This is a genomic window from Alteromonas sp. HB246098 (assembly GCF_054890645.1).
Genome location: NZ_JBTZUG010000003.1, coordinates 383,207 through 403,036, shown reverse-complemented (window position 1 = coordinate 403,036; position 19,830 = coordinate 383,207). Strand labels below are relative to the sequence as shown.

The 19,830-nt window shown below is 43.5% G+C and carries 22 protein-coding genes; 13 read left to right on the top strand and 9 right to left on the bottom strand.

Annotated features, from left to right (window positions below):
- Positions 1-4 precede the first annotated feature (4 nt).
- Complete coding sequence (locus tag ACYTPF_RS09755) at positions 5-223, top strand: hypothetical protein (RefSeq protein ID WP_461852078.1); 219 nt, start codon at positions 5-7, stop codon at positions 221-223.
- Between the two features lie 78 nt (positions 224-301).
- On the opposite strand, the gene ACYTPF_RS09750 is transcribed toward ACYTPF_RS09755, so the two are convergent.
- The 4 genes from ACYTPF_RS09750 to ACYTPF_RS09735 all read right to left on the bottom strand — a co-directional run bounded on the left by ACYTPF_RS09750 (position 302) and on the right by ACYTPF_RS09735 (position 3,293).
- A complete protein-coding gene (locus tag ACYTPF_RS09750) occupies positions 302-1,291 on the bottom strand; it encodes a hypothetical protein (RefSeq protein ID WP_461852077.1) in 990 nt (329 codons plus the stop codon).
- 303 nt (positions 1,292-1,594) lie between these two features.
- The gene (locus tag ACYTPF_RS09745; protein WP_136782996.1) at positions 1,595-2,167 is read right to left on the bottom strand and encodes a lipid-binding SYLF domain-containing protein; all 573 of its coding nucleotides are present in this window, start codon (positions 2,165-2,167) and stop codon (positions 1,595-1,597) included.
- A 187-nt stretch (positions 2,168-2,354) separates the two neighbouring features.
- Positions 2,355-2,600, bottom strand: coding sequence for a DUF6482 family protein (locus ACYTPF_RS09740; RefSeq protein WP_136782995.1), 246 nt, complete (start codon positions 2,598-2,600; stop codon positions 2,355-2,357).
- Positions 2,601-2,810: 210 nt separating this feature from the next.
- Positions 2,811-3,293: a DUF2244 domain-containing protein gene (locus tag ACYTPF_RS09735; protein WP_461852076.1), complete on the bottom strand. Its 483-nt coding sequence runs from the start codon at positions 3,291-3,293 to the stop codon at positions 2,811-2,813.
- 152 nt (positions 3,294-3,445) lie between these two features.
- Here ACYTPF_RS09735 and ACYTPF_RS09730 point away from each other — a divergent pair, with 152 nt between their 5' ends.
- The 3 genes from ACYTPF_RS09730 (at position 3,446) to ACYTPF_RS09720 (ending at position 6,060) form a co-directional block, all read left to right on the top strand.
- Complete coding sequence (locus tag ACYTPF_RS09730; RefSeq protein ID WP_461852075.1) at positions 3,446-4,354, top strand: sulfite exporter TauE/SafE family protein; 909 nt, start codon at positions 3,446-3,448, stop codon at positions 4,352-4,354.
- Positions 4,355-4,452: 98 nt separating this feature from the next.
- Positions 4,453-5,757 (top strand): alpha-amylase family glycosyl hydrolase, encoded by a 1,305-nt coding sequence (locus ACYTPF_RS09725; RefSeq protein WP_461852074.1) that lies wholly within the window; start codon positions 4,453-4,455, stop codon positions 5,755-5,757.
- A gap of 84 nt (positions 5,758-5,841) precedes the next feature.
- Positions 5,842-6,060, top strand: coding sequence for a hypothetical protein (locus ACYTPF_RS09720; RefSeq protein ID WP_179983931.1), 219 nt, complete (start codon positions 5,842-5,844; stop codon positions 6,058-6,060).
- Between the two features lie 93 nt (positions 6,061-6,153).
- Here the strand turns inward: ACYTPF_RS09720 and ACYTPF_RS09715 are convergent, their stop codons facing one another.
- The 4 genes from ACYTPF_RS09715 to ACYTPF_RS09700 all read right to left on the bottom strand — a co-directional run bounded on the left by ACYTPF_RS09715 (position 6,154) and on the right by ACYTPF_RS09700 (position 9,417).
- Positions 6,154-6,768: a phosphatase PAP2 family protein gene (locus ACYTPF_RS09715; RefSeq protein WP_461852073.1), complete on the bottom strand. Its 615-nt coding sequence runs from the start codon at positions 6,766-6,768 to the stop codon at positions 6,154-6,156.
- A 132-nt stretch (positions 6,769-6,900) separates the two neighbouring features.
- On the bottom strand, positions 6,901-7,596 hold the full coding sequence (locus tag ACYTPF_RS09710; RefSeq protein WP_461852072.1) for an EF-hand domain-containing protein: 696 nt from the start codon (positions 7,594-7,596) through the stop codon (positions 6,901-6,903).
- A gap of 319 nt (positions 7,597-7,915) precedes the next feature.
- Positions 7,916-8,314 (bottom strand): GFA family protein, encoded by a 399-nt coding sequence (locus ACYTPF_RS09705; protein ID WP_461852071.1) that lies wholly within the window; start codon positions 8,312-8,314, stop codon positions 7,916-7,918.
- A gap of 47 nt (positions 8,315-8,361) precedes the next feature.
- Entirely contained in the window at positions 8,362-9,417 is a 1,056-nt protein-coding gene (locus ACYTPF_RS09700) for an aromatic ring-hydroxylating oxygenase subunit alpha (RefSeq protein ID WP_461852070.1), read from the bottom strand.
- A 162-nt stretch (positions 9,418-9,579) separates the two neighbouring features.
- On the opposite strand from ACYTPF_RS09700, the gene ACYTPF_RS09695 reads away from it, so the two are divergent.
- On the top strand, positions 9,580-10,500 hold the full coding sequence (locus tag ACYTPF_RS09695; protein WP_461852069.1) for a cation diffusion facilitator family transporter: 921 nt from the start codon (positions 9,580-9,582) through the stop codon (positions 10,498-10,500).
- A 102-nt stretch (positions 10,501-10,602) separates the two neighbouring features.
- Entirely contained in the window at positions 10,603-10,935 is a 333-nt protein-coding gene (locus ACYTPF_RS09690) for a hypothetical protein (RefSeq protein ID WP_461852068.1), read from the top strand.
- Positions 10,936-11,130: 195 nt separating this feature from the next.
- On the opposite strand, the gene ACYTPF_RS09685 is transcribed toward ACYTPF_RS09690, so the two are convergent.
- On the bottom strand, positions 11,131-11,370 hold the full coding sequence (locus tag ACYTPF_RS09685) for a hypothetical protein (RefSeq protein ID WP_461852067.1): 240 nt from the start codon (positions 11,368-11,370) through the stop codon (positions 11,131-11,133).
- Positions 11,371-11,679: 309 nt separating this feature from the next.
- Between ACYTPF_RS09685 and ACYTPF_RS09680 the strand changes: the two genes are divergently transcribed.
- From ACYTPF_RS09680 to rnd, 7 genes are all read left to right on the top strand, one after another.
- Positions 11,680-13,599, top strand: coding sequence for an ATP-dependent DNA helicase (locus ACYTPF_RS09680; RefSeq protein ID WP_014950010.1), 1,920 nt, complete (start codon positions 11,680-11,682; stop codon positions 13,597-13,599).
- A gap of 78 nt (positions 13,600-13,677) precedes the next feature.
- A complete protein-coding gene (tsaB, locus tag ACYTPF_RS09675) occupies positions 13,678-14,394 on the top strand; it encodes a tRNA (adenosine(37)-N6)-threonylcarbamoyltransferase complex dimerization subunit type 1 TsaB (protein ID WP_461852066.1) in 717 nt (238 codons plus the stop codon).
- 130 nt (positions 14,395-14,524) lie between these two features.
- On the top strand, positions 14,525-14,818 hold the full coding sequence (locus ACYTPF_RS09670; RefSeq protein WP_014950008.1) for a hypothetical protein: 294 nt from the start codon (positions 14,525-14,527) through the stop codon (positions 14,816-14,818).
- A gap of 349 nt (positions 14,819-15,167) precedes the next feature.
- Positions 15,168-15,824 (top strand): Slp family lipoprotein, encoded by a 657-nt coding sequence (locus ACYTPF_RS09665; protein WP_461852065.1) that lies wholly within the window; start codon positions 15,168-15,170, stop codon positions 15,822-15,824.
- A 97-nt stretch (positions 15,825-15,921) separates the two neighbouring features.
- Positions 15,922-16,761 (top strand): alpha/beta fold hydrolase, encoded by an 840-nt coding sequence (locus ACYTPF_RS09660; protein ID WP_179983922.1) that lies wholly within the window; start codon positions 15,922-15,924, stop codon positions 16,759-16,761.
- 121 nt (positions 16,762-16,882) lie between these two features.
- Positions 16,883-18,535 (top strand): long-chain-fatty-acid--CoA ligase FadD, encoded by a 1,653-nt coding sequence (gene fadD / locus ACYTPF_RS09655; RefSeq protein WP_179983921.1) that lies wholly within the window; start codon positions 16,883-16,885, stop codon positions 18,533-18,535.
- Between the two features lie 62 nt (positions 18,536-18,597).
- Positions 18,598-19,755, top strand: coding sequence for a ribonuclease D (gene rnd / locus ACYTPF_RS09650; protein ID WP_461852064.1), 1,158 nt, complete (start codon positions 18,598-18,600; stop codon positions 19,753-19,755).
- Positions 19,756-19,830: the final 75 nt, after the last annotated feature.

Genomic DNA, 19,830 nt, shown 5'->3' with positions numbered 1-19,830 from the left:
TGCAATGAAAGCGTTGGTGAAAGAACAAAATATTGATGTATTTTTGTCAAATCACCCTGGAAGAGACGGAACAAGAGATAAGCTTAAGGCGTTAACGGATAGGAAAGATAATCAGGCACATCCATTTATACAAGGAGAAGATATGGTTGTTGAAGCATTTGAGCTTCTCGAGAATTGTACAAGAGCACAGTGGATGCAGATTGAGGAAAACCGTGCTCAGTAAAATGTGAGCGATATGATTCTCAAGGCAAGAAAGAGAGAAACCGTAGACTTGCTCCTTCTGCCTTGAGATTTTCAAACGTTATTTCTGTAGCATTTTGTGTTTATTAAATCTTCTTGCACTCAATAAGCCTACTGCGAAAATAAAAATTGCAAACGTAGAGGGTGCACTTACCTCAGTTGAAGAAGAGGTTGTAGCAAACGAGCTAGCTAAAATGATCTCGCCGTTGACAATAGGGTTGTTGGTCAAGTTAAACACAGGCCCGGTTAACGGCCCGCCAGCAGGGAATAGCGCATCGTAAAATGCATTGAGTGAGAAATCATCAAAAGATACTCTAACCGCGTTGCGCGATTCAGTGCAAGAGGTGTTGGAACACGACGTTTCGACTTCATTAACAAATATTCCCAAGCCAAAGTCAGCGATATTCAAACCTGCAAAGAGATACTGATTTTCAAGTGCAGTAGCCGTTACGGTATTTCCCCAAAGATTCACTTCCACATCCACGATGTCTGATGAACCTGCTGTAGATAGATTCACGTTTGAGCCGGTCGTGGCGTTTCCGTCAATTTGCGAGATTGTGGAAAGTACATCAGCACTTAGCGTTAAAAAGCCACTTATTCCAAGTAAGTCTGAAAATAAGTCAAGATTAAGGTCGTTTATGGTTCCGCGGCCAGACGTAAAAAAGCTTGCCGGAACAAAACTCGTTAAAGACGATTGAGATTCGCCTTCAATAATGGCGGTGGATAGCGCGCCATCAAACTCTGTAACGTCGATGGGGCTGCCCAACGTACCCGAAGCATCTGCGCTTGCGCCAATGATAGTGTCAATCTGAGAATAATTTTCAGGAGCACTACCGCTGGTATGAGCTAAGTTGATAGTTGAGTTAGCGATTGCAGAGACCATACCTCCTACATTACTTGTAATGGAAAGATCGACATGGACTGCATTCCCATAACTGCTGCCTATTATTGCCGCGTTAGTTGAAAAGCCTACCGTCGCCGAAGCGAACAATGCGCTCGTTAATATCGTTCTTACTACTGCTCTTATCACTTTGTTGTTTTGTGGTTGCATGATGAAACCCTCGTTTATGGCTTAGCGTGCTGCTAAGCGAGCCTTTTACAAGTAAAGCGTAGTCACGAGTGTTCAATTCAGTTATGAGGGTTTCCCCCTAAATTTAGACTTTCGTATACACGGCGGTGGTAAGAGATGCTATGGGGAACACGACACTGCTTATTACTGTGATTCAGACAGCCTAAAGATTTAGAGCGGTAGCGGGCAGTTGTGCAGAAAAAATAAAAAGGCCTCTTGCATTCAAGAGGCCTTCGTGTGTTGGAGCGCTAATCGCTAATATGTTTAGGAATAGTTAGGGCAGAATTAGTTTAGTTCTTTATCTACCCAAAATTTCGTGCCTTTAACAGTGGCCTGTAATGTAAGGCCGCTTTCAGTCATAGTATACACTGTGACGTTACCCAAGTAGCCTTCGCCTTCTGCAGATGCACCTTTGTTACCGGCTTTCGCTGCTACATCCGCGTTACCGCCCACGGTCCAGCCGTTTTCGATAAAGTAGTTCATCGCTTTTTGAGTGTGGAAAACCATCACAATGCGGTAGTCTTTGGCGCCTAAACCAAGGCCAACGCCGCCTTCGGCCATATTCATATATGTTTTTGCACCGGTAACATTATTGTTCACTACACCGTAACCAGTGCCCGCTGCCACAAAGAAAACATTTATGTTGGCGTTGGTGAATACGGCGTATCCCGCTGCGTCTCTTATCTGAGAGCGAGTATCTGGCTTCTCGGTGTATAGACGAGCCAGCGCATTTTCTTGCATGTCTAAGATCGCTTGTTGCTTTTCAGCAACAGTACCGTCACCCATAGAGGCGCAAGCAGTTAATGCCAAAACAGCAGCCAAAAATACAGACTTAATCGCTAACTTACTAATCTTCATGCAATTCTCCTTAGCATGTAGGTATTTTATTGCTTGCGTTAAAAGACAGTTTCTATCGCTAGTAATTCAATAAAATACCGTTTTTATTTACGTTACATGACTTGTACGCAAAAACTATGCTAGGTGATGCATTCAAACTTAAATTAGAAAAAGCTAAATGAGTTATTAGCTTCTTACCGATAAAGGTTTACCATTCAATTTCAAGTTCTAGCGCGCCGGGATGGTCCGTTTGACCGACCATTTCTTCATACGGCGTACTTTGGCGAAGCCAAACGTGCTCAAAGGCTTGAGTATCAAAATGCTCTCTGATTTCATTTAAACAGTGAAACGTTTTGGGTTGCGATTTTTTATCTCGAACTAAAGTGCGTGAAGCGCCCATGCCTGTAGCTGCAAGGTAGTTACCACCTTCTAATGATTCAATATATAAGTTCATAGTGTAGCCCTCGTTAGGTCGCAGCTAACTGTGGCTGCGTCTTTTAATTAATTAGTCGAAAACAGTGACAATGATCATTAATTTTGTTTCATGAAGGTTTCCATTCAGCCTCGTTAGAACAACGAACAACGAACAACGAACAACGAACACCAAACACCAAACCTTTGAAGCAGACGAGAGTTTGCTGGAAGCAAACTGTAACAGCGAGCGTTACCACCATTTGTTCGAGCAGACCATGATCCCAGCTTTGTACAAATTATCGTGTACTAGCTTTTTATCTTCCGAGTTTAAAAAAGCGCCCAGCTCAAATTGCTGCAAAGAAGTTTGTAAAATTAATCGTGAAATCCGCTTAAGGCTTACGTCTTTTTGATAAAACAAGGATGTGTCTGGGCGGGGGAAGCATAGGCTGGTGCCGTTCGAGCAGGAGATTTGTATGCGGTCAGCAGAAACTAAAATTGTTTCCCATCGGTAGGTGGCTTTAGACACCAAATACATAACTAACGCGAGCAACCCCACTTCTAACCCTGCAAACGGCAAAATTACCCAAGCACCGACTATTGACCACGCAATAGCGATTAAACCAATGAACAAAGCAAACGTCATAATTAGATATTTAGTCTGCCGCCATGTTGCTGAGCGGTTTGGCGAAAGATGCAGTTGCACCTGTTGCTCAAATGTAGATACTTCAACCATATTTTACAAAGTGCTATACATGACAATTGCGTAAGTAAAAGCTTATACGTTTCGAGCTAACAATAGTCTGAAAAATGTACTAATGCTAATGATTAACGTGTTAAGCGAATTTATTTTCTAACAATTATCATTGTTTTGTCGTAAGGACGTATGTGATCTCTTATTTAAAGCGCCAAACTGGCAAATCAATTATTGTTCTACTTTTCCTTATCTGGTGCAGTCTTCTGTTAGCGCAGCCCGCACCCATTGAGCTTGTTAAGGAATTTGGACTTTTCAGCGGGCTAGGTGTGATAGGGGCTATATTTGCAAACGCTACAGGCGCCGGTGGAGGTGTGGTGTTTGTTCCGTTTTTTAACTATCTATCGTTTTCTCCTCAAAGCGTAGTGGCAACCAGCTTTGCTATTCAATGCTGCGGAATGACCGCTGGCGCATTAACGTGGGCGGCGTATTATAAAAGACAGCACAAGTACGATGGCTACTGGCAAACGCTGCCGAGCGCACTAATGCTAACCATTCCTTCGTCAATTTGCGGTATAGGCTTTGCGCAATATTCGTCGCAAAGCAAGCTTCTGCTCGAACATTTATGGGGGGGAGCTAATAACCTTCATATTGCTTTTGGAAGTTTTTCTATCTTATTAGCGATTGCAATTTTTGCTTCTATTCCTCTAATGAAGCGCACTCATTTTATAAAAGAGTTACAAACAAAAGACTTAGTGTTTCTGCCCTTCATCGGTTTTCTAGGCGGCATTATTACGGCCTGGCTTTCGGTGGGAGTGGGTGAGTTAGTGGCGGTTTACCTCATTATTCGTGGGTTTAATGTCACCATGTCTATCGCGGTAGCTGTTATTTTATCCGCGTTTACTGTGTGGTCAGCGTTGCCGTATCACGCTTTTATAAATCCGTCGGTGGTTTGGCAGGTCGTTTTGTTTGCGGGGGCTGGTGCAGTTATTGGCGGAATGATTGCAAAATATGTGGTCTTAGCTTTTTCTGTTCATCGGCTGAAACTTTTTTTCGGCATGTGGGTATTAATTTTAGGCATTACAAGTTTACCAATATTGTAGGTGTGGCTATCGGTACTACTACAAACACTAGTAAATAAGCTCGTAAGTGTGATGCCAATTATTCTTTAAAAACGCTAATCGGCAAAAGGAAAGATAAAATGGATATCAATCCTACCCCTCAGAAACGCTACAACGTGTTTCAGCCACAATGGTCATCTCATGCGGTTATTTATCAGGTCAACACCCGTCAGTTTTCAGAAGAAGGAACTTTCGAGGGTGTAAGGAAGGGGCTTGCGCATATTAAATCCTTGGGCGCGGATATCGTTTGGCTTATGCCTGTACATCCTATCGGTGAAAAAAACAGAAAAGGTGAGCTTGGCAGCCCCTATGCCGTTAAAGACTACTTGGCCATTAATCCAGAATTTGGCAGCGAAGAAGATCTCAAAGCGCTGGTGAACGAAGCGCACCGCCTATCGCTGAAAGTCATCATAGATTGGGTACCAAATCACAGTGCATGGGATAATCAATTAGCTGAACAGCACCCTGAGTGGTACGCCAAAGATTATAAAGGCGATTTTCGTCCCTCGCCGTGGTGGGATTGGAGCGATATTATTGAGTTCGATTATGAACAGATTGGCCTTCGAAAATACATGATTAATGCATTGTGTTACTGGGTTGAAAAGTTCAACATCGACGGCTTTCGTTGTGATGTGGCAGGTTACGTGCCCAACGACTTCTGGAGTCAAGCTGTCGAGACATTAAATGCAATTCGGCCGGTCTTTATGCTGGCTGAATGGGAGAATCGCGACCTTCACGAAAATGCGTTCAATATGACTTACGCATGGAGCTGGAATGAAACACTTCATGAGCTTGCTCACGGAAAGTGCTCACTAGATAGGTTGCGCAAGTATTATTCGTGGAACGAACGCAGCTGGCCAGCCTCTGCGTATAGAATGACCTTTGTTAGTAACCACGACAAAAATGCCTGGGATGGCACTCAGCGTGAACAGTTTGGCGAAGCACTTGAAGCTTGCATTGCTTTATCGGTAATAGGTGAGGGCATGCCCCTAATTCACAACGGGCAAGAAGCGGGAGAAACTAAACGGTTAGCATTCTTCGAGCGCGATCCTATTGAATGGCAAGACCATAAAATCGGCAATTTGTATCGCGAGCTTATTACGCTTAAAAAATCTAAAGCCGTGTTAGGAAATGGAGAGTATGGCGCAAGAATGATTCAGGTCCCGAACTCGAAAATGGACAAGGTTTTCAGCTTTGTACGTCATAACGAGCGGGAAAAAGTGTTTGTTGTTATTAACTTTTCAAATGAGCATCTCGAAGTAACCTTTGAAGAGCCACTATTTCAGGGCGAATATACGCAATGGCAGCATGAGGAGAAGCGAAATTTTGAAGCTGGTTCTGTTTGTAAGCTTGAACCATGGCAATTTGAAATATGGATAGCTTGAAGCGTTGATCGTTTGGCGTCGTGTTTAACTACAAAAGGTATATGAGATTTTTCATTTTTACTAAGTAAAGATTAAGGACGAACTATGACTGCGAATGATTCAAGTGAAAAAAGCGAAGACCGCTCTTTAAATAATCACGCTGCGCTGAAAACTTCCATTGCCAATGGTGATGTAAGAGAGGTCAAGACGCGGCTCAAAGGGCATTCTTTAAACAAGCTAGAAAAAGGCTACTTAATTGACCTCGCCCGCTTAAGTGGGAATAGTGAGATAGAGGAAGTAATCAAGTCTACGCCGGAAAGTTAGTTTTATCTTATTTACCTTAAGGTAAGTGCGTTCCCTTCTATTACCGGAAGGGGCGCACCATAGCTTATACTTACGAACGCAACTTTGTTTAAATTACTTCCGTAGATGCTTATTTTTGTTCAGATTTTCAACTTCAGCTTCAACAGGTTTCTCGAGTTTAGACACTGCGTAGGCAACGCCAAAGCCTAAACAACTTCCCACCAAAACATCTGATAAATGATGTGCATCGCGCTTAGTCCTCGACCTTCCAATAACTGCCGTAGCAGCTAAACCCGCCGCTGATGCTAATAGTAGAGGTCCAGAAGTCCGAGGTATTGAGCCTGCCACTGCCGCTACTGCTGCCGCATGTCCTGATGGCATAGAGTTAAATTTGTCTTTCAATGCCGGGCCTTTTATTTCAGGGCCGCTCTCAGCTCTAGGACGCTTTCGTCCAATCAATCTCTTAAGGCCTGCATTAAGTAGACCTGCCACTGAGGCTGATAACGTCGATTTTAGAAGGAAGCGTTGTATTTTTGGAGCGTCCGTCATCTTAGATACAGCATAGGCTGAACCTGTTATTGCGGCGACTGATGGCGGCGTCGTTGCATTGCTTAATTTACTAGATGTAATGAGGTGTTCTTTACTCTGCGCATTGTCTGAACTGGGCCCATTCATTTGGCGCAGTGCTCGGTACGCGAGTAAACTTTTAAGTCCTGTTGAAGCTAACATAAAAAATCCTTTATTCGATGAAGTGATGGGAAAGAAAGGGAATCAATACGTGCAGGCTTGATAGCACGTGTACAGAAAAAGTATTTAAACAATAAAAAGAGCCGCACGAGCGGCTCTTTTCTTACTGCAACATTACTCTTCCGAGTTACCGTCTAAATTTCCTTCAAATGAGCGCTGATAACGCTTAAATTCTGTGCGCGTAATCAATTCATCATCATTTAAATCAATTTTATCGAAATTGCGCGTTACGCCACTTCTTGAGGCTTCAGCTTTGGTAAGCTCGCCATCGTTGTTTGCGTCCATCATTTCGAATTTACTACGCGCGATTACTGCTTCATCTGCGATCACCGTCTTATCGTTCACAACAGTATCTTCGGCTACTTTATCGACCTTTGTCTTTTCTAAGTTTCCATTAGCTTTAAGCTCAGTTTCAGCTCTTAACTCATGAGTCAGCCTTTTATCTTTTGTTGCTGCGACCACTTCATCTACATCGGTGTCAACTTTAACTTTTGTTTCCATGGCTCCTTTTTTGCCCATGCTCACTTTCATAGACTTTACCGTAGCGAGCACTTCATCATCGAAATGTTGAGGGTGTTTCATAACATGAGCATTAAATTCTTTAGCTGAAAGTTTCATGTCTGAATTGGTATCAATTTTAGAGAAGTGCGCATAAATCTCATCGTCGTCTGCCTCTTCTCGTGAAATGTATCCATTGTCATCGTTGTCTAAATCAACAAAGGTTGTGTCGATTTTTTCCATGTCGTCGCCAGCAAATGCACCAGCAGACAGAGCGGCACTAATTAATGTAGCAATAGTTAACTTTTTCATATCTTACTCCTTGGTTTTTCGGCCTCCATACTGCTTAAAAACGGAGGAGAGAATTCACAATGGACTATTCACAGCATGTGCCATTCTAGTAAGTGTATGAAAAGTAGATGGTTTAGGTTTTTGCGGGGCTAGTTGGCGTAACGCTGAATTGTGAGAACTATAGAATTTCATGCAAAAGTTACCCAATGATTTTAACAAAAGTGATACATGATGATTTAGGTTCGCTAAGACCATAAGCATCAATCGACCTGCAGCTATTCAAGCAGCGAGTTTTGTTTAATATAAAGTCACCAAGTTTCGAATGAGTGCTCGATGTTTGTTACGGTAAACGTTCGAATTTTGTAATTGTTTCTAAACTTTGTTCCCACGCAGCTTTGCTTACGCCGAAGATATGTGCAGTAGGTTTAATCAGTAGTTTTGTATCCAGACACCCAGCGGGTACGGCTAGAATGTCACCGAGTTGAGTACACGGAAGGGCTGAACCACAGATTTTACAGAAACTTTTGCTATGACGCGTGTTCTCGAGCGTGAAGTTGACTACAGCGTCAACACCCGATGCCCAAGTTAATATAGCCGAACTTGAAAACAGGTTGGCTGCGAAGGCCGAACCTGTATCCTTTTGACAGTGTTTGCAGTGGCACAGATAAAAACTGTCAAAATCACCCTCAATTTTAAAAGTTACCGAACCGCACAAACAAGACCCTTTGTAATTGTTCATCAAAACTCCTTTTTTGTGAAATAACACTATTTAAAGCACCAAGACTGCTACTGTTTAGCAAGCCAATCGTAAAAATGCGCCACGCCTGCTTCTAAAAACGGTTCTATGGGACCGTGTTCTTCTTCGTCTGATAAATAAAGTGCACGTCGACCTTTCTCTAACAATAGGCAGGCTTCTTCATCTTCTACCGCTGTTTCCATATAGGCCGCTTTTTCGGCTGCAAAGTAGTCTGGCATATCTTTATAAAGTGCTTCGGGATAATAAAACTCAACGTGGTTTACACATGCGCCTGCACCCTTGGGATAAATCGTGCTGACGACAATAATATCTGGGTACCACTCAATCATAATATTAGGGTACAAAAAGCACCATATTGCGCCAAAGCGAGGAAGTGTTTGCCCGAATCGTGCCAATAATGCGTCTTGGAACTCTCTGTAACGCGGTGTTGTGCGCTTGGTAAGCTGGTCGCCTAGCCCAACTTTTTGAACTGAAAAATCATCGCCAAACGACCATTCTAAATCATCGGGTTTAACAAACTGGCGAAGCCCAGGGTGCATGGAGTACACGTGATAGTTCTCTAGATAGATTTCGACGAATGTCTTCCAGTTAAATTGATATTCCGTGGTTTCAGAACCGGCGTAAAAGTAATCGGTAAAGTCGAGATAGTCCTCAAGCCCAAGGGCAGATAAGTCCATATTAGGAGAGCGCCCTCGAAATAGAAGACCGTTCCACACTGACAGTGATTCCTTTTTCAACTGACCGCTAGGGGCATCCTTAAAGTGGGGCGCACCTTTAAGCTGGCCTGTATTGTCATAGCCCCAGCAGTGGAGTTTACAAACTATGCTGCGTGCCCGGCCTTGCCCTTCAAGAAGTTGAGCTTGTCGATGTAAGCAAACATTGGATATAAGTTCATGGTTCTCACCCTGATTAAATAACACATAACGGTCGTTAAAGTGCGGCAGAACCTGATAACTAAACTTCTCTGGCACCATGAGAGAATGGCCCGCATAAGCAAGCCCACGAGAGAATGCCTGTTCGATTTCCTGCTGGCTTTCATTAGCATCAAAATAACTTTTTATAGAAGGGTGGATAACGGTTTTCATAGTTTAAAATAGGTATTAAAAACGCATTGCGTTAAGTCGAAATTATATAGGCGCTATGTATCACTGAATTGATTAAAAAAATAGCAATATTTTTGTTCAAAGCACTATTTTTTTTTAAATAACGGAGTAGAATCCGCGCACCTTAATTTCGATGTGACTCTCATGGACATTGGCTTCCATCACCTTGAAGAAAAGCGTCTATTAACGCTTTCTTTTTACATTGCCGGTGCATTTGTCGTTATTGCGCTTGGTTTTGCCATTTTAACCAGCTCTGGCGCTATTTTATTTGATGCTGCTTACTCGTTAATTGCTTTTGTTATGTCAATGCTAACGCTTAAAGTAGCTAATTTGGTTCAACGTCCTGATGATGACCGGTTCCACTTTGGTTACACGGCGATTGAGCCTACGCTAAACATGTTTAAGTCGCTTATTATCATTGCCACTTGTGTGTATGCCGTCGCGAGCTCTGTTCAGAGTTTACTAGCAGGTGGTCACGCAGCTGAGTATGGTATTGGTATGGTCTACGGTGTTGTTGCAACAGTTGGCTGTTTTAGTATCTCTTTTTACATGCGTGTAAAAGGTAAGCATTTACTGTCCGATTTAGTAAAAGTGGATTCTCATACTTGGATGATAGACGGTGTGCTAAGTGCATCCATCTTGTTTGCTTTTATTTTGGCCTATGCGCTGGAGTTGACGGAATATAGAACGCTGTCGCCGTACGTTGACCCAGTTTTATTGATTATTCTTGGCTCGGCGATGTTGCCGGTGCCTTTTAAGATTCTGCGTGAAAGTCTTAACGAGGTAATCAATAAAGCGCCGCCTGAAGCTATCTCGGCGGTAATCGAGAAAAAATTCAAAAAAACCTTGGCTGACGTCCCATACGAGCACGTGGAAGTGCGAATTAGTAAGCGGGGTAGGGATGTTTATCTGTTAGTCCACATTATAGTAGATGACGCATTCTCTATTGCAACGATCAGTGAGTTAGACGAAATTCGACTGAAATGCGAAGCAGAGATGCGCGAGTGGGACCCTGCAATTATCATGGATATTTTGTTCATAAAAGATCCTGAACTAGCAGAGTAATAATATGGGTGAATATGACATTTCTCGTATTCACCCCTTGCGTGGCTGGCAAAATTCTCCAAATTTTCCGATAATCAAATCTTTAAACAAATTGAAGATGTGATGGAAACGCGACTTCCGCTATATAAAAAGCTGCTGGTGATGTACCGCATAGAACCGGGTTGCCTTGGGCCGCAAGGTGCTGATTACGTCGAGGAATTCTGTGTATTTGCCAAGAAAAAGCTAAAAGACAACCATGGTCATTGTTTGCGATGGACCATTAAGCCCCGCTACGACAAGACACTGCCTGAGCTTGAATTTCAGATAAAAAATGCCTTACTTTCCCGCGACAATGCGGCTAAATATATGGACAGTTTTGGCATTGATATCGACACTTTTGAAGAAGAGTTAGAAGAATCACTCGCCGATTTGGTTGACGCGTTTTTTGAGCGCTAACTTTTATATTGAGCAGCTATGGTATACGTCGCCGTCAAAAACGCTTAACAGCGAAAAATTTTTCTAAGACCAGAGCCCGAAACCACGTCCCAAAAAGAAAAGTACAAAAAAGAAAAGCACAAAAAGGCCCCGCCATTTCTGGCGAGGCACGTTTATTCATTCTGTTAACGCGAATCAGTAAACTAGCTTGTTAGTCTAGTTTAAAGATTTCAGCTTCTGGTAACCTTCAGCTTCTAGCTCATCGTTTACGCACTCTAATACGAATACGTCTTCCGACTTGCCTTTTGTGCCTTCTTCTGCAGCGACTTCCTTACAAAACTGGGTTAATTCCGCTACTAGTTCTGCAGGCGCCTCTTCCGATGCAGCTGCAATTACAGAGAACGCCATTGCGCTTAAACCTACCAAGCCTAAACCTATAAAGCGTAAACCTTTCATAATTACCTCGTTAAATAGTTGTGTAAATATTTACGAGCGGGATATTGCGCCTAAGTTTTACTATTAAAAAGCTAATTTTTTTGTTCTAGAAGACAAATTCTTTTCATCAAAAATTTAACAATTTTTTTGACTCTTAAAGTGTCAGGAAGCGAATAGTTAAGGTGGGAAGTTTTTTTGATATCTGGGTAGTTCAGGATTTAAGAGATTGGGCTAGGCTCACGCTAAAATGCAAACCTTTAATGGGCATTCCATAGGCTTTTTGGCATAATGCGCGGCCTAAAGTAGAAAAGTAACGACAGCGCTGAAACCATGCCCACAATAAATAACGTATTCTCTTCAGATGGCCTCCTTGCGGGTGCTATCAAGGGGTTTGTACCTCGCGAAGCTCAAACTGAAATGGCAAAGGCGGTGAAGCGTGCTATTGATACCACGGGTAGTTTGATCGTTGAAGCGGGAACGGGAACGGGAAAAACTTTCGCTTATCTCGCCCCTGCATTGTTGAGCGACGGAAAGGCTATTGTTTCTACAGGAACTAAAAACTTACAAGAGCAGCTATTTCACCGCGACTTACCACTGGTAAAAAAGGCCTTGGGCAGCAAGCGAAAAACTGCGCTGTTAAAAGGCCGTTCAAATTATCTTTGTCTTCATCGAGTAGCACAGCACAGTGGTAATTCTACGCTGGTTGAAAAAGAGGTATTGGGTCAGCTTTCAGAAGTGAAACGTTGGTCTAGTACTACGAAAACAGGTGATATGGGGGAGCTTAAAACCCTTCCTGAAGATGCCCGCGTTTTACCGCTTGTTACCTCTACAGTGGATAACTGCTTGGGCCGCGATTGCCCAGATTATGAAGATTGTTACTTGGTTAAAGCACGCAGAAAGGCGCTAGATGCTGATATTATCGTGGTAAATCACCACCTTTTCTTTGCTGATATGGCACTGAAAGACACAGGTTTTGGCGAACTTATTCCAGAAGCTGACGCGATTATTTTTGATGAGGCTCATCAAATTCCCGATATTGCGAGTGATTATTTTGGTGAGTCACTTTCAACAAGACAAATTCACGACATTGCGAAAGATATCACGCTGTTGTTCAGAACAGTGCTAAAAGATGCTGGGCAGCTAGACAAAGCAGCTGACAAATGCAGAATGATTGCCTCTGATTTACGGTTATTGTTCCCGGATACGGCTGAACGCGGCAACTGGGCCGAGGCGCTAGACCGTGACGATGTGCGTATGCAGGTAGGTAAGCTGGCCGAAGCGCTGGGTGTACTGCATGAAGTGTGTAAGCTACATATTGGCCGCGATAAAGATTTAGACAACATGTACGAACGTGTTGTGGCTGCAAGAGAGCAATTAGATGCGTTAAGCGATAATAAGCAAGAAAATGTAAGTTTGTGGTATGAAACTACTCAGCGCCACCTCATTATGCATTTAACACCTTTATCAATTGCCGCTAAATTCAGGCGTTTCGTATCATCGCCGCCGCGCGGGTGGATTTTCACCTCGGCAACCTTAATGGTAAATGGCGGTTTTGATCACTTTCAGCGTCGTATGGGCTTAGAAGACGCAGAAACCTTAGGATTGGATAGCCCGTTTAACTACCCTGAACAGGCCATGCTTTGCGTGCCCCGCTATTTACCTGAACCGAATAGCTACGCTATGCGCGAAACCTTGCTAGAAACAGCCAAACGGTTAATTAAAGCGAGCCGCGGCAGATGTTTTTTGCTGTTTACAAGTCACGCTATGCTTAGAGAGATTGCGCAGAAGCTAGAAGATGAGATAGACAACCCGCTACTGGTGCAAGGGACTACCACCAAGCAAGCATTGCTGGATGCGTACCTTGCAGATGAAAAAGCGGTACTAATGGGCACAGGCGCTTTTTGGGAAGGAGTAGACGTACGCGGCAACGATTTGGTTTGCGTGATGATTGATAAGCTGCCCTTTGCGTCACCTGATGATCCGCTGCTTCAAGCCCGTATGGAAGATGTAAAAAAACGTGGAGCAAACCCGTTTGGTGTTATTCAAATTCCTCAAGCTGTTATTACGTTAAAGCAGGGCGCAGGACGACTCATCCGAGACCCATCAGATAAAGGCGTATTGGTAATATGTGACAATCGACTAGTGACAAAACCTTACGCCAAAACCTTCGTCGGTAGCTTGCCAGATATGAAAAGAACAAGAAGCTTGGACGAAGTGGAAAAATTTTTAGCCGGCATTGATGAAGCCTAAGTTAAAGCACTGAAAAAGCGGTAAGCGTGTATTACGCCATTAGCCCCGTTTTCAGCTTATATGAAATAAGAGATAAACATGAACATTTTAGCTATAGATACCGCAACCGAAGCTTGTTCGGTTGCGCTTCAATTCAAAGACACCGTCATAACGCGTTTCGAGATATGCCCTCAGCAGCATAGTCAGCGACTTCTTCCCATGGTCGATGAGGTGTTAAAAGAAGCAAAGGTTTCGCTGGGCGACCTAGATTTACTGGCTTTTGGTCGAGGCCCAGGCAGCTTTACCGGTGTTCGCATAGCGACGGGAATGATTCAAGGTTTAGCGTTAGGGACAGGGTTAAAAGTAGCGGGCGTGAGTACGCTTGAAGCTATGGCGTTTGAAGTAGCGTCTAAAACTCAGCATAAAGATGCATGGATTGCCGTCGCGTCTGATGCGCGTATGGGTGAAGTGTACTTCGCGGTTTACTCACAGTCGCAAAATGGGCTTGTACTTTGCGTTGAAGAGCAAGTATGTCCGCCCGAAGTGGCTATTGAACAGCTAAAAGTACTTAGAGAAGAAAGCGGCGCGGCTGTAATTGCAGCGGGCACCGGCTGGTCTGCCTATCAGGAGCTTGATAACTGGAAGTCTGAGGTATGTGGCGAAGTAGCGTCTGACGTGACCCTTCCAAACGCTCAATACATGCTTAAACTTGCAATAGATGCACATAGCAAAGGCGAAGTATCTGACGCTGTGAATGTAGAACCTGTATATCTGCGCGATAAAGTAACGTGGAAAAAATTACCAGGCAGAGAGTAACGACACGCCGCCAAATATTGGGCGCTCATTACTAACAATAAGATAAATCGAGCAACGGGGAAAAGAGGAGCGAGTCTTAAGGTTAAAGCTCGCTTCCCAATGGTATGATTCTTGCCTCAGTTAACTTTATATGATTATCAATAATAATTTCGCCGTCCCGTCTTCCGAACCTTCGCAAGGCCGTGTCGCTAAAATTAACAAAGACCCTGAACAGCAAAGTAAAGGGCAAAGCGAATCGTCTGCTAGGGCGATTGTTGTTGCGCCCGACGAACAGGGAACGGATAACGCCAAAGCGTACCAACAATTTATTCGTGAAGATGGCAACACGTATTCTCAAAACGCGATAGCTTCTTACACCAGTTTTGAAAAACAACAACAACGCGAGTCTATTCAATCTATGTTTGGCGTAGATATCTACGCATAAATCTTCGCACACTGCTGTCTTTTTACTTGCAAATTAATTCTAACGAATTGTTAAATCTCGCACATCCTTTTGAACTAACTACTACTGTATCTACACTAAATCAGTGTGGTATACGGCCCCTTTTGCGGTTATCCAATACATTAATTGAACGACAATGGTAGTCGTCTCGTATTAATGCTAATGTTGAGTTGCTAGGATGCGGTTTTTCTTTGTAACTTAAAGAGATACGTAAGAGTATATAAGAGTTTTTAGATGTGTTGCCGCACAAGAATTTCGTTTAAAACACCTGTTGATTCATTGTGATTCAATTAGGCGCAACATTTTTTCTAGGGTTCAGAGGAGCGCTTTGATGTCTCGTTATTTAATTCTAATTACGGTCATGTTATTTACAGGCTGTACCATAGTTCCAGATAGTATCGATGTACCTGAAGGTACCCAGTTAGTCAGCTACTCTAAGGCGGTGACTTCAGGTGCTAGTGCGCAAGGTCAAAAAGCGCGATGGGGTGGTATGATTGTTGGGGTTGAAAATAAGCCCAACAAGACATTGATCGAGCTTGCTCACTTTCCTTTGAACCACTACGGTAAACCTTCCACCAATGGCGAAACGTCAGGCCGATTTAAAGTGCAAATAGATGGCTTTGTTGACCCTATAGTTTTTGAAGAAGGGCGCTCCGCAACGTTTTTAGGCAGTATTACTGCGCCGACTGCGGGTATGGTAGGGGAGCAACCTTATATCTACCCAACAATTATCGTCGAAGACTACCATATGTGGAAAAAACAAGAGGTTTACGATGTAAATACTTACTTCTTTAACTATCACACTGGCTGGTACTCACCGTTTTATCGCTTTAATGGGCCGTGGATGTACCCGCATTTCAATAGGACCCGCGTAATCCGGTATCAAAATGCACCGAGCAAAGCAAAGTTACCTTCTACCAACAATAGACCAAGCAACAACAATTCTGAACCGCGCGGTAAATCACCAAGTACCAGCAAGCGACAATAGGGATAGTTAATTGGGGCGGCATGTAATTGCCGCCTTATTGGTTTTAGTGGAATGAAAATGTAAGGGAGGCGGCGGTTATTTGCCGGTACGGAGCGTTATGATTGAAACAGAATTCAATATTGGAGCACTACACCTAGCTGCGTTAGATAATCAAGGTGGTGGCAAAGTTGTTATTGGTTTACACGGGTACTTAGATAACGCAGAAAGCCTAAGGTTGCTAGCGCCTTATCTTCAAACCCACCGCTTTATTGCAATTGATCTTGCAGGGCATGGCCGTTCATCTCATCGTGTGCATGGTGCGCATTACAATCAAGCTGACTACCTGCAAGACTTGTACGCTTTAATTGAATCTCAAAATTGGGAAGAGGTGATTCTACTGGGGCACTCACTTGGTGGAATCCTTGCTAGCTTATTCGCTGCGCTCTTCCCCGAAAAAGTCTCTGCAGTCATTAGCATTGACGCATGCGGCCCGCTTACAGAAAGCGAAGAGACCACTGCATCGCAAATGCGAGAGTCTATTATCAGCCGTCATGCTAAATCGCGTAATAAGTTGCGAATCGTCGATTTAGAAGATGCTGTAAAAGCAAGATGCAAAATTTCAGATATTCCAGAAGAGCACGCCCGTTCAATATTGTCTAGAAACTTAACCCAAGATGCTGGTGGACATTGCTTTTGGGCGAGCGATCCTAAACTACGCACAAAATCATCGTTAAGGTTCACAGAAAAACAGGCAGAATCTCTTATGCGTGCTATTGTATGTCCTGTACTTTTTATCGGTGCATCTAATAGCTTTAAAAATCTAGAGTCAGTCTTTCCAAAAAGGAAGGGGTGGTTTTTAAATGCACAATACGAACAATTAGTAGGCGGTCATCATATTCACATGGAAAATACTGATGATGTAGGGCTATTAATTCGCAATTTTGTTGAGCAATTGTAAATTGTGCCGTTTATTTTTTTTTACACTTCCTATACTATTCGCAAGTTATCAGACCAGTTACATGGGCACGTCTTCTAAAGTGCTCATTAAATAGTATAAGAATAAAGTAGAGGAGGTTTTGGTGGAAAAAACCTGGCTTAAGCATTACGACCCTCGCGTTTCCGCAGAAATCGATGCCGATCGTTACGCATCTGTAGTAGACATTTTCGAGCAGTCGGTTAAGAAGTTTAAAAACAAAGAAGCCTTCATCAACATGGGGCACTCAATTTCGTTTGAGGAGCTAGATACCTTATCAGCGCAGTTCGCTGCATACTTACAGTCTAGCGGGTTAAAACGCGGTGATGCTGTGGCAATTATGATGCCTAACCTCCTTCAGTACCCTGTTGCTATGTTTGGGATATTGCGTGCAGGTATGGTTGTGGTTAACGTTAACCCTCTTTATACCGCTCGCGAGTTGAAGCACCAGCTTAACGATGCCAACGCTAAAGCTATCGTTATAGTTGAGAACTTCGCTTGTACTCTCGAAGAGGTTATCGCAGATACTAATCTACAAGAAGTCTTTTTGACGGCATTGGGTGATATGTTGCCTGCTCCTAAGCGTTGGGTTGTGAACGCGGTGGTTAAGTACGTCAAAAAGATGGTGCCTTCATTCAACCTGCCTGAAACAACTTCGTTTATGTCGGCGGTTAAAAAAGGTCAGTCTCTTGAATACAAGCGTCCAGATATTGATAGTGGCGATTTGGCATTCCTTCAGTACACAGGTGGAACAACCGGTGTTTCTAAAGGGGCTATGCTAACTCACCGCAACATGGTGGCAAACTTAGAACAAGTGTCAGGTATTCTAGAAACCGTTATAGAAGAAGGCGAAGACTTTGTTGTTACCGCGCTTCCGCTGTATCATATCTTTGCACTATTGGCGAACTGCCTCATGTTCGTTAAATATGGCTGCCGCAACTTGCTTATTACCAACCCCCGCGACATGCCAGCTTTTGTGAACGAACTTAGCAAATACCCATTTACTATCCTGCCTGGCGTTAACACCTTGTTTAACGGCCTGTTAAACACGCCTGGGTTCAGCGAGCTTGATTTCAGTAAGTTTAAATTTGGCTTAGGCGGCGGTATGGCTGTACAGCGCCCTGTTGCAGAGAAGTGGGAGAAGATTACTAACACTGTGCTTCTTGAAGGCTATGGCCTTACAGAGTGCTCACCTGTGGTTGCGGTAAACCCACCTCAGATTGAAGCTTATAAAGGCGCAATCGGTATGCCTGTGCCTTCTACAGATATCAAGCTGCTTGATGATGACGGTAACCCTGTCGAAAAGGGTGAGCCGGGTGAAATGTGGGTAAAAGGCCCTCAGGTGATGAAAGGGTATTTGAACCGACCTGAAGCAACAGAAGAAATTTTAAAAGACGGTTGGCTAGCCACTGGCGACATAGCAACAATAGATGATGAAGGTTACTTCTATATTGTTGACCGTAAAAAGGATATGATCCTAGTGTCAGGCTTCAACGTGTTCCCGAACGAGATTGAAGAAGTTGCTGCAATGCATGACCATATTGTTGAAGCAGCTGCAGTTGGGGTTCCTCACGAAGTCAGCGGTGAAGTTGTGAAACTATTCGTAGTTAAAAATAACGATTCACTCACTGAAAAAGACGTTATCGCGCACTGCCGTAATCATTTAACAGGTTACAAAGTGCCTAAGCAAGTTGTTTTCAAAGACGACTTACCAAAAACCAATGTAGGTAAAATACTGCGTCGGGAGCTTCGAGACTAATTTCGTTGAAATAGTTTTTTGAAAGCCGGCGTTAGCCGGCTTTTTTATTACTGTGCAAAAATATGCAATATCAATTAATTACAACATCTGAACAACTCGAAAAAGTGTGTACTGCAGCACAACGTCAAGAGGCGGTAGCCTTAGACACCGAATTTGTAAGAACAAGAACCCTTACTCCTCACCTTGGGCTTATTCAGCTTTATGATGGCCATCAACTAGTGCTTATTGACCCGTTAGCTATAGACAACATGAGCCCGTTTATTGAGCTTATGGAAAATACCGAAGTAGTAAAAGTGCTGCACTCGTGCTCAGAGGATATAGAGGCGTTTCTCACCGCCTTTGATACGGTGCCAACGCCGGTATTTGATACACAGTTGGCGGGAAGTATTTTGGATATGGGGCCATCACTGGGCTACGCAAAGCTAGTAGAGTTGCTATGCGATATAACATTAGATAAAGGTGAATCGCGAACAGACTGGATAGCCAGGCCCCTTCGCGAATCTCAGCTTAGCTATGCAGCAAACGACGTATTGTACTTACTACCATGCTACCAAGAGCTAGCCAGTAAAGTCCAAGAAGCGGGTAAAGTGCATTGGATTTACCAAGAAATAGCGTTGCTAGTGGATAAAAAACGCGCTCAAATGCCAGAAGATTTTGCCTATTTAAGTATTAAGAACAATTGGCGCTTAAACAGCGAACAGCTCACAGTATTACAAGCGTTAGCCGCATGGCGTCTAAATACAGCACGAAAGAAAGACTTGGCGTTAAACTTTGTTTTCAAAGAAGGTCACTTGTTTGAAGCAGCTCAGCGTCTTATTGATAGCAAATCTGGCCTTTCGCGCATTAACGGCGTGAATCACCAGTCGGTCCGTCGTTACGGCGACACCATTATCACGCTAATTGAAGAGGCGAGAGCAAAATATGCGCAAACGCCAGAAAAGCTTAGGCTTCCAGCTGTGCTGCGGTTAATTGATATCGCCAAGTACAAAAAGACGCTGGCCGAGCTTAAAGTCATCAGCGACCAGATAGCGAAAGACAATGCCGTTAATAGTGACGTTATTGCCTCTAAAAAACAGCTAAATCAATTGTTAAAATGGTACTGGTTTCCAGTTGATGAGACCCGTGTACAAGGTTTAATGCCTGACGTGTTGTCTACTTGGCGTGAGCCATTATTTCGTCCTCACGTAACCCGACTGTTAGGCGACGCGCCTTCCCAGTAACCGTCTACAAAACAACGTGGGTGTACAAAAGTTAAAATTTTCACGACCGCACTCATTACAAAGCGAGTAAATCAT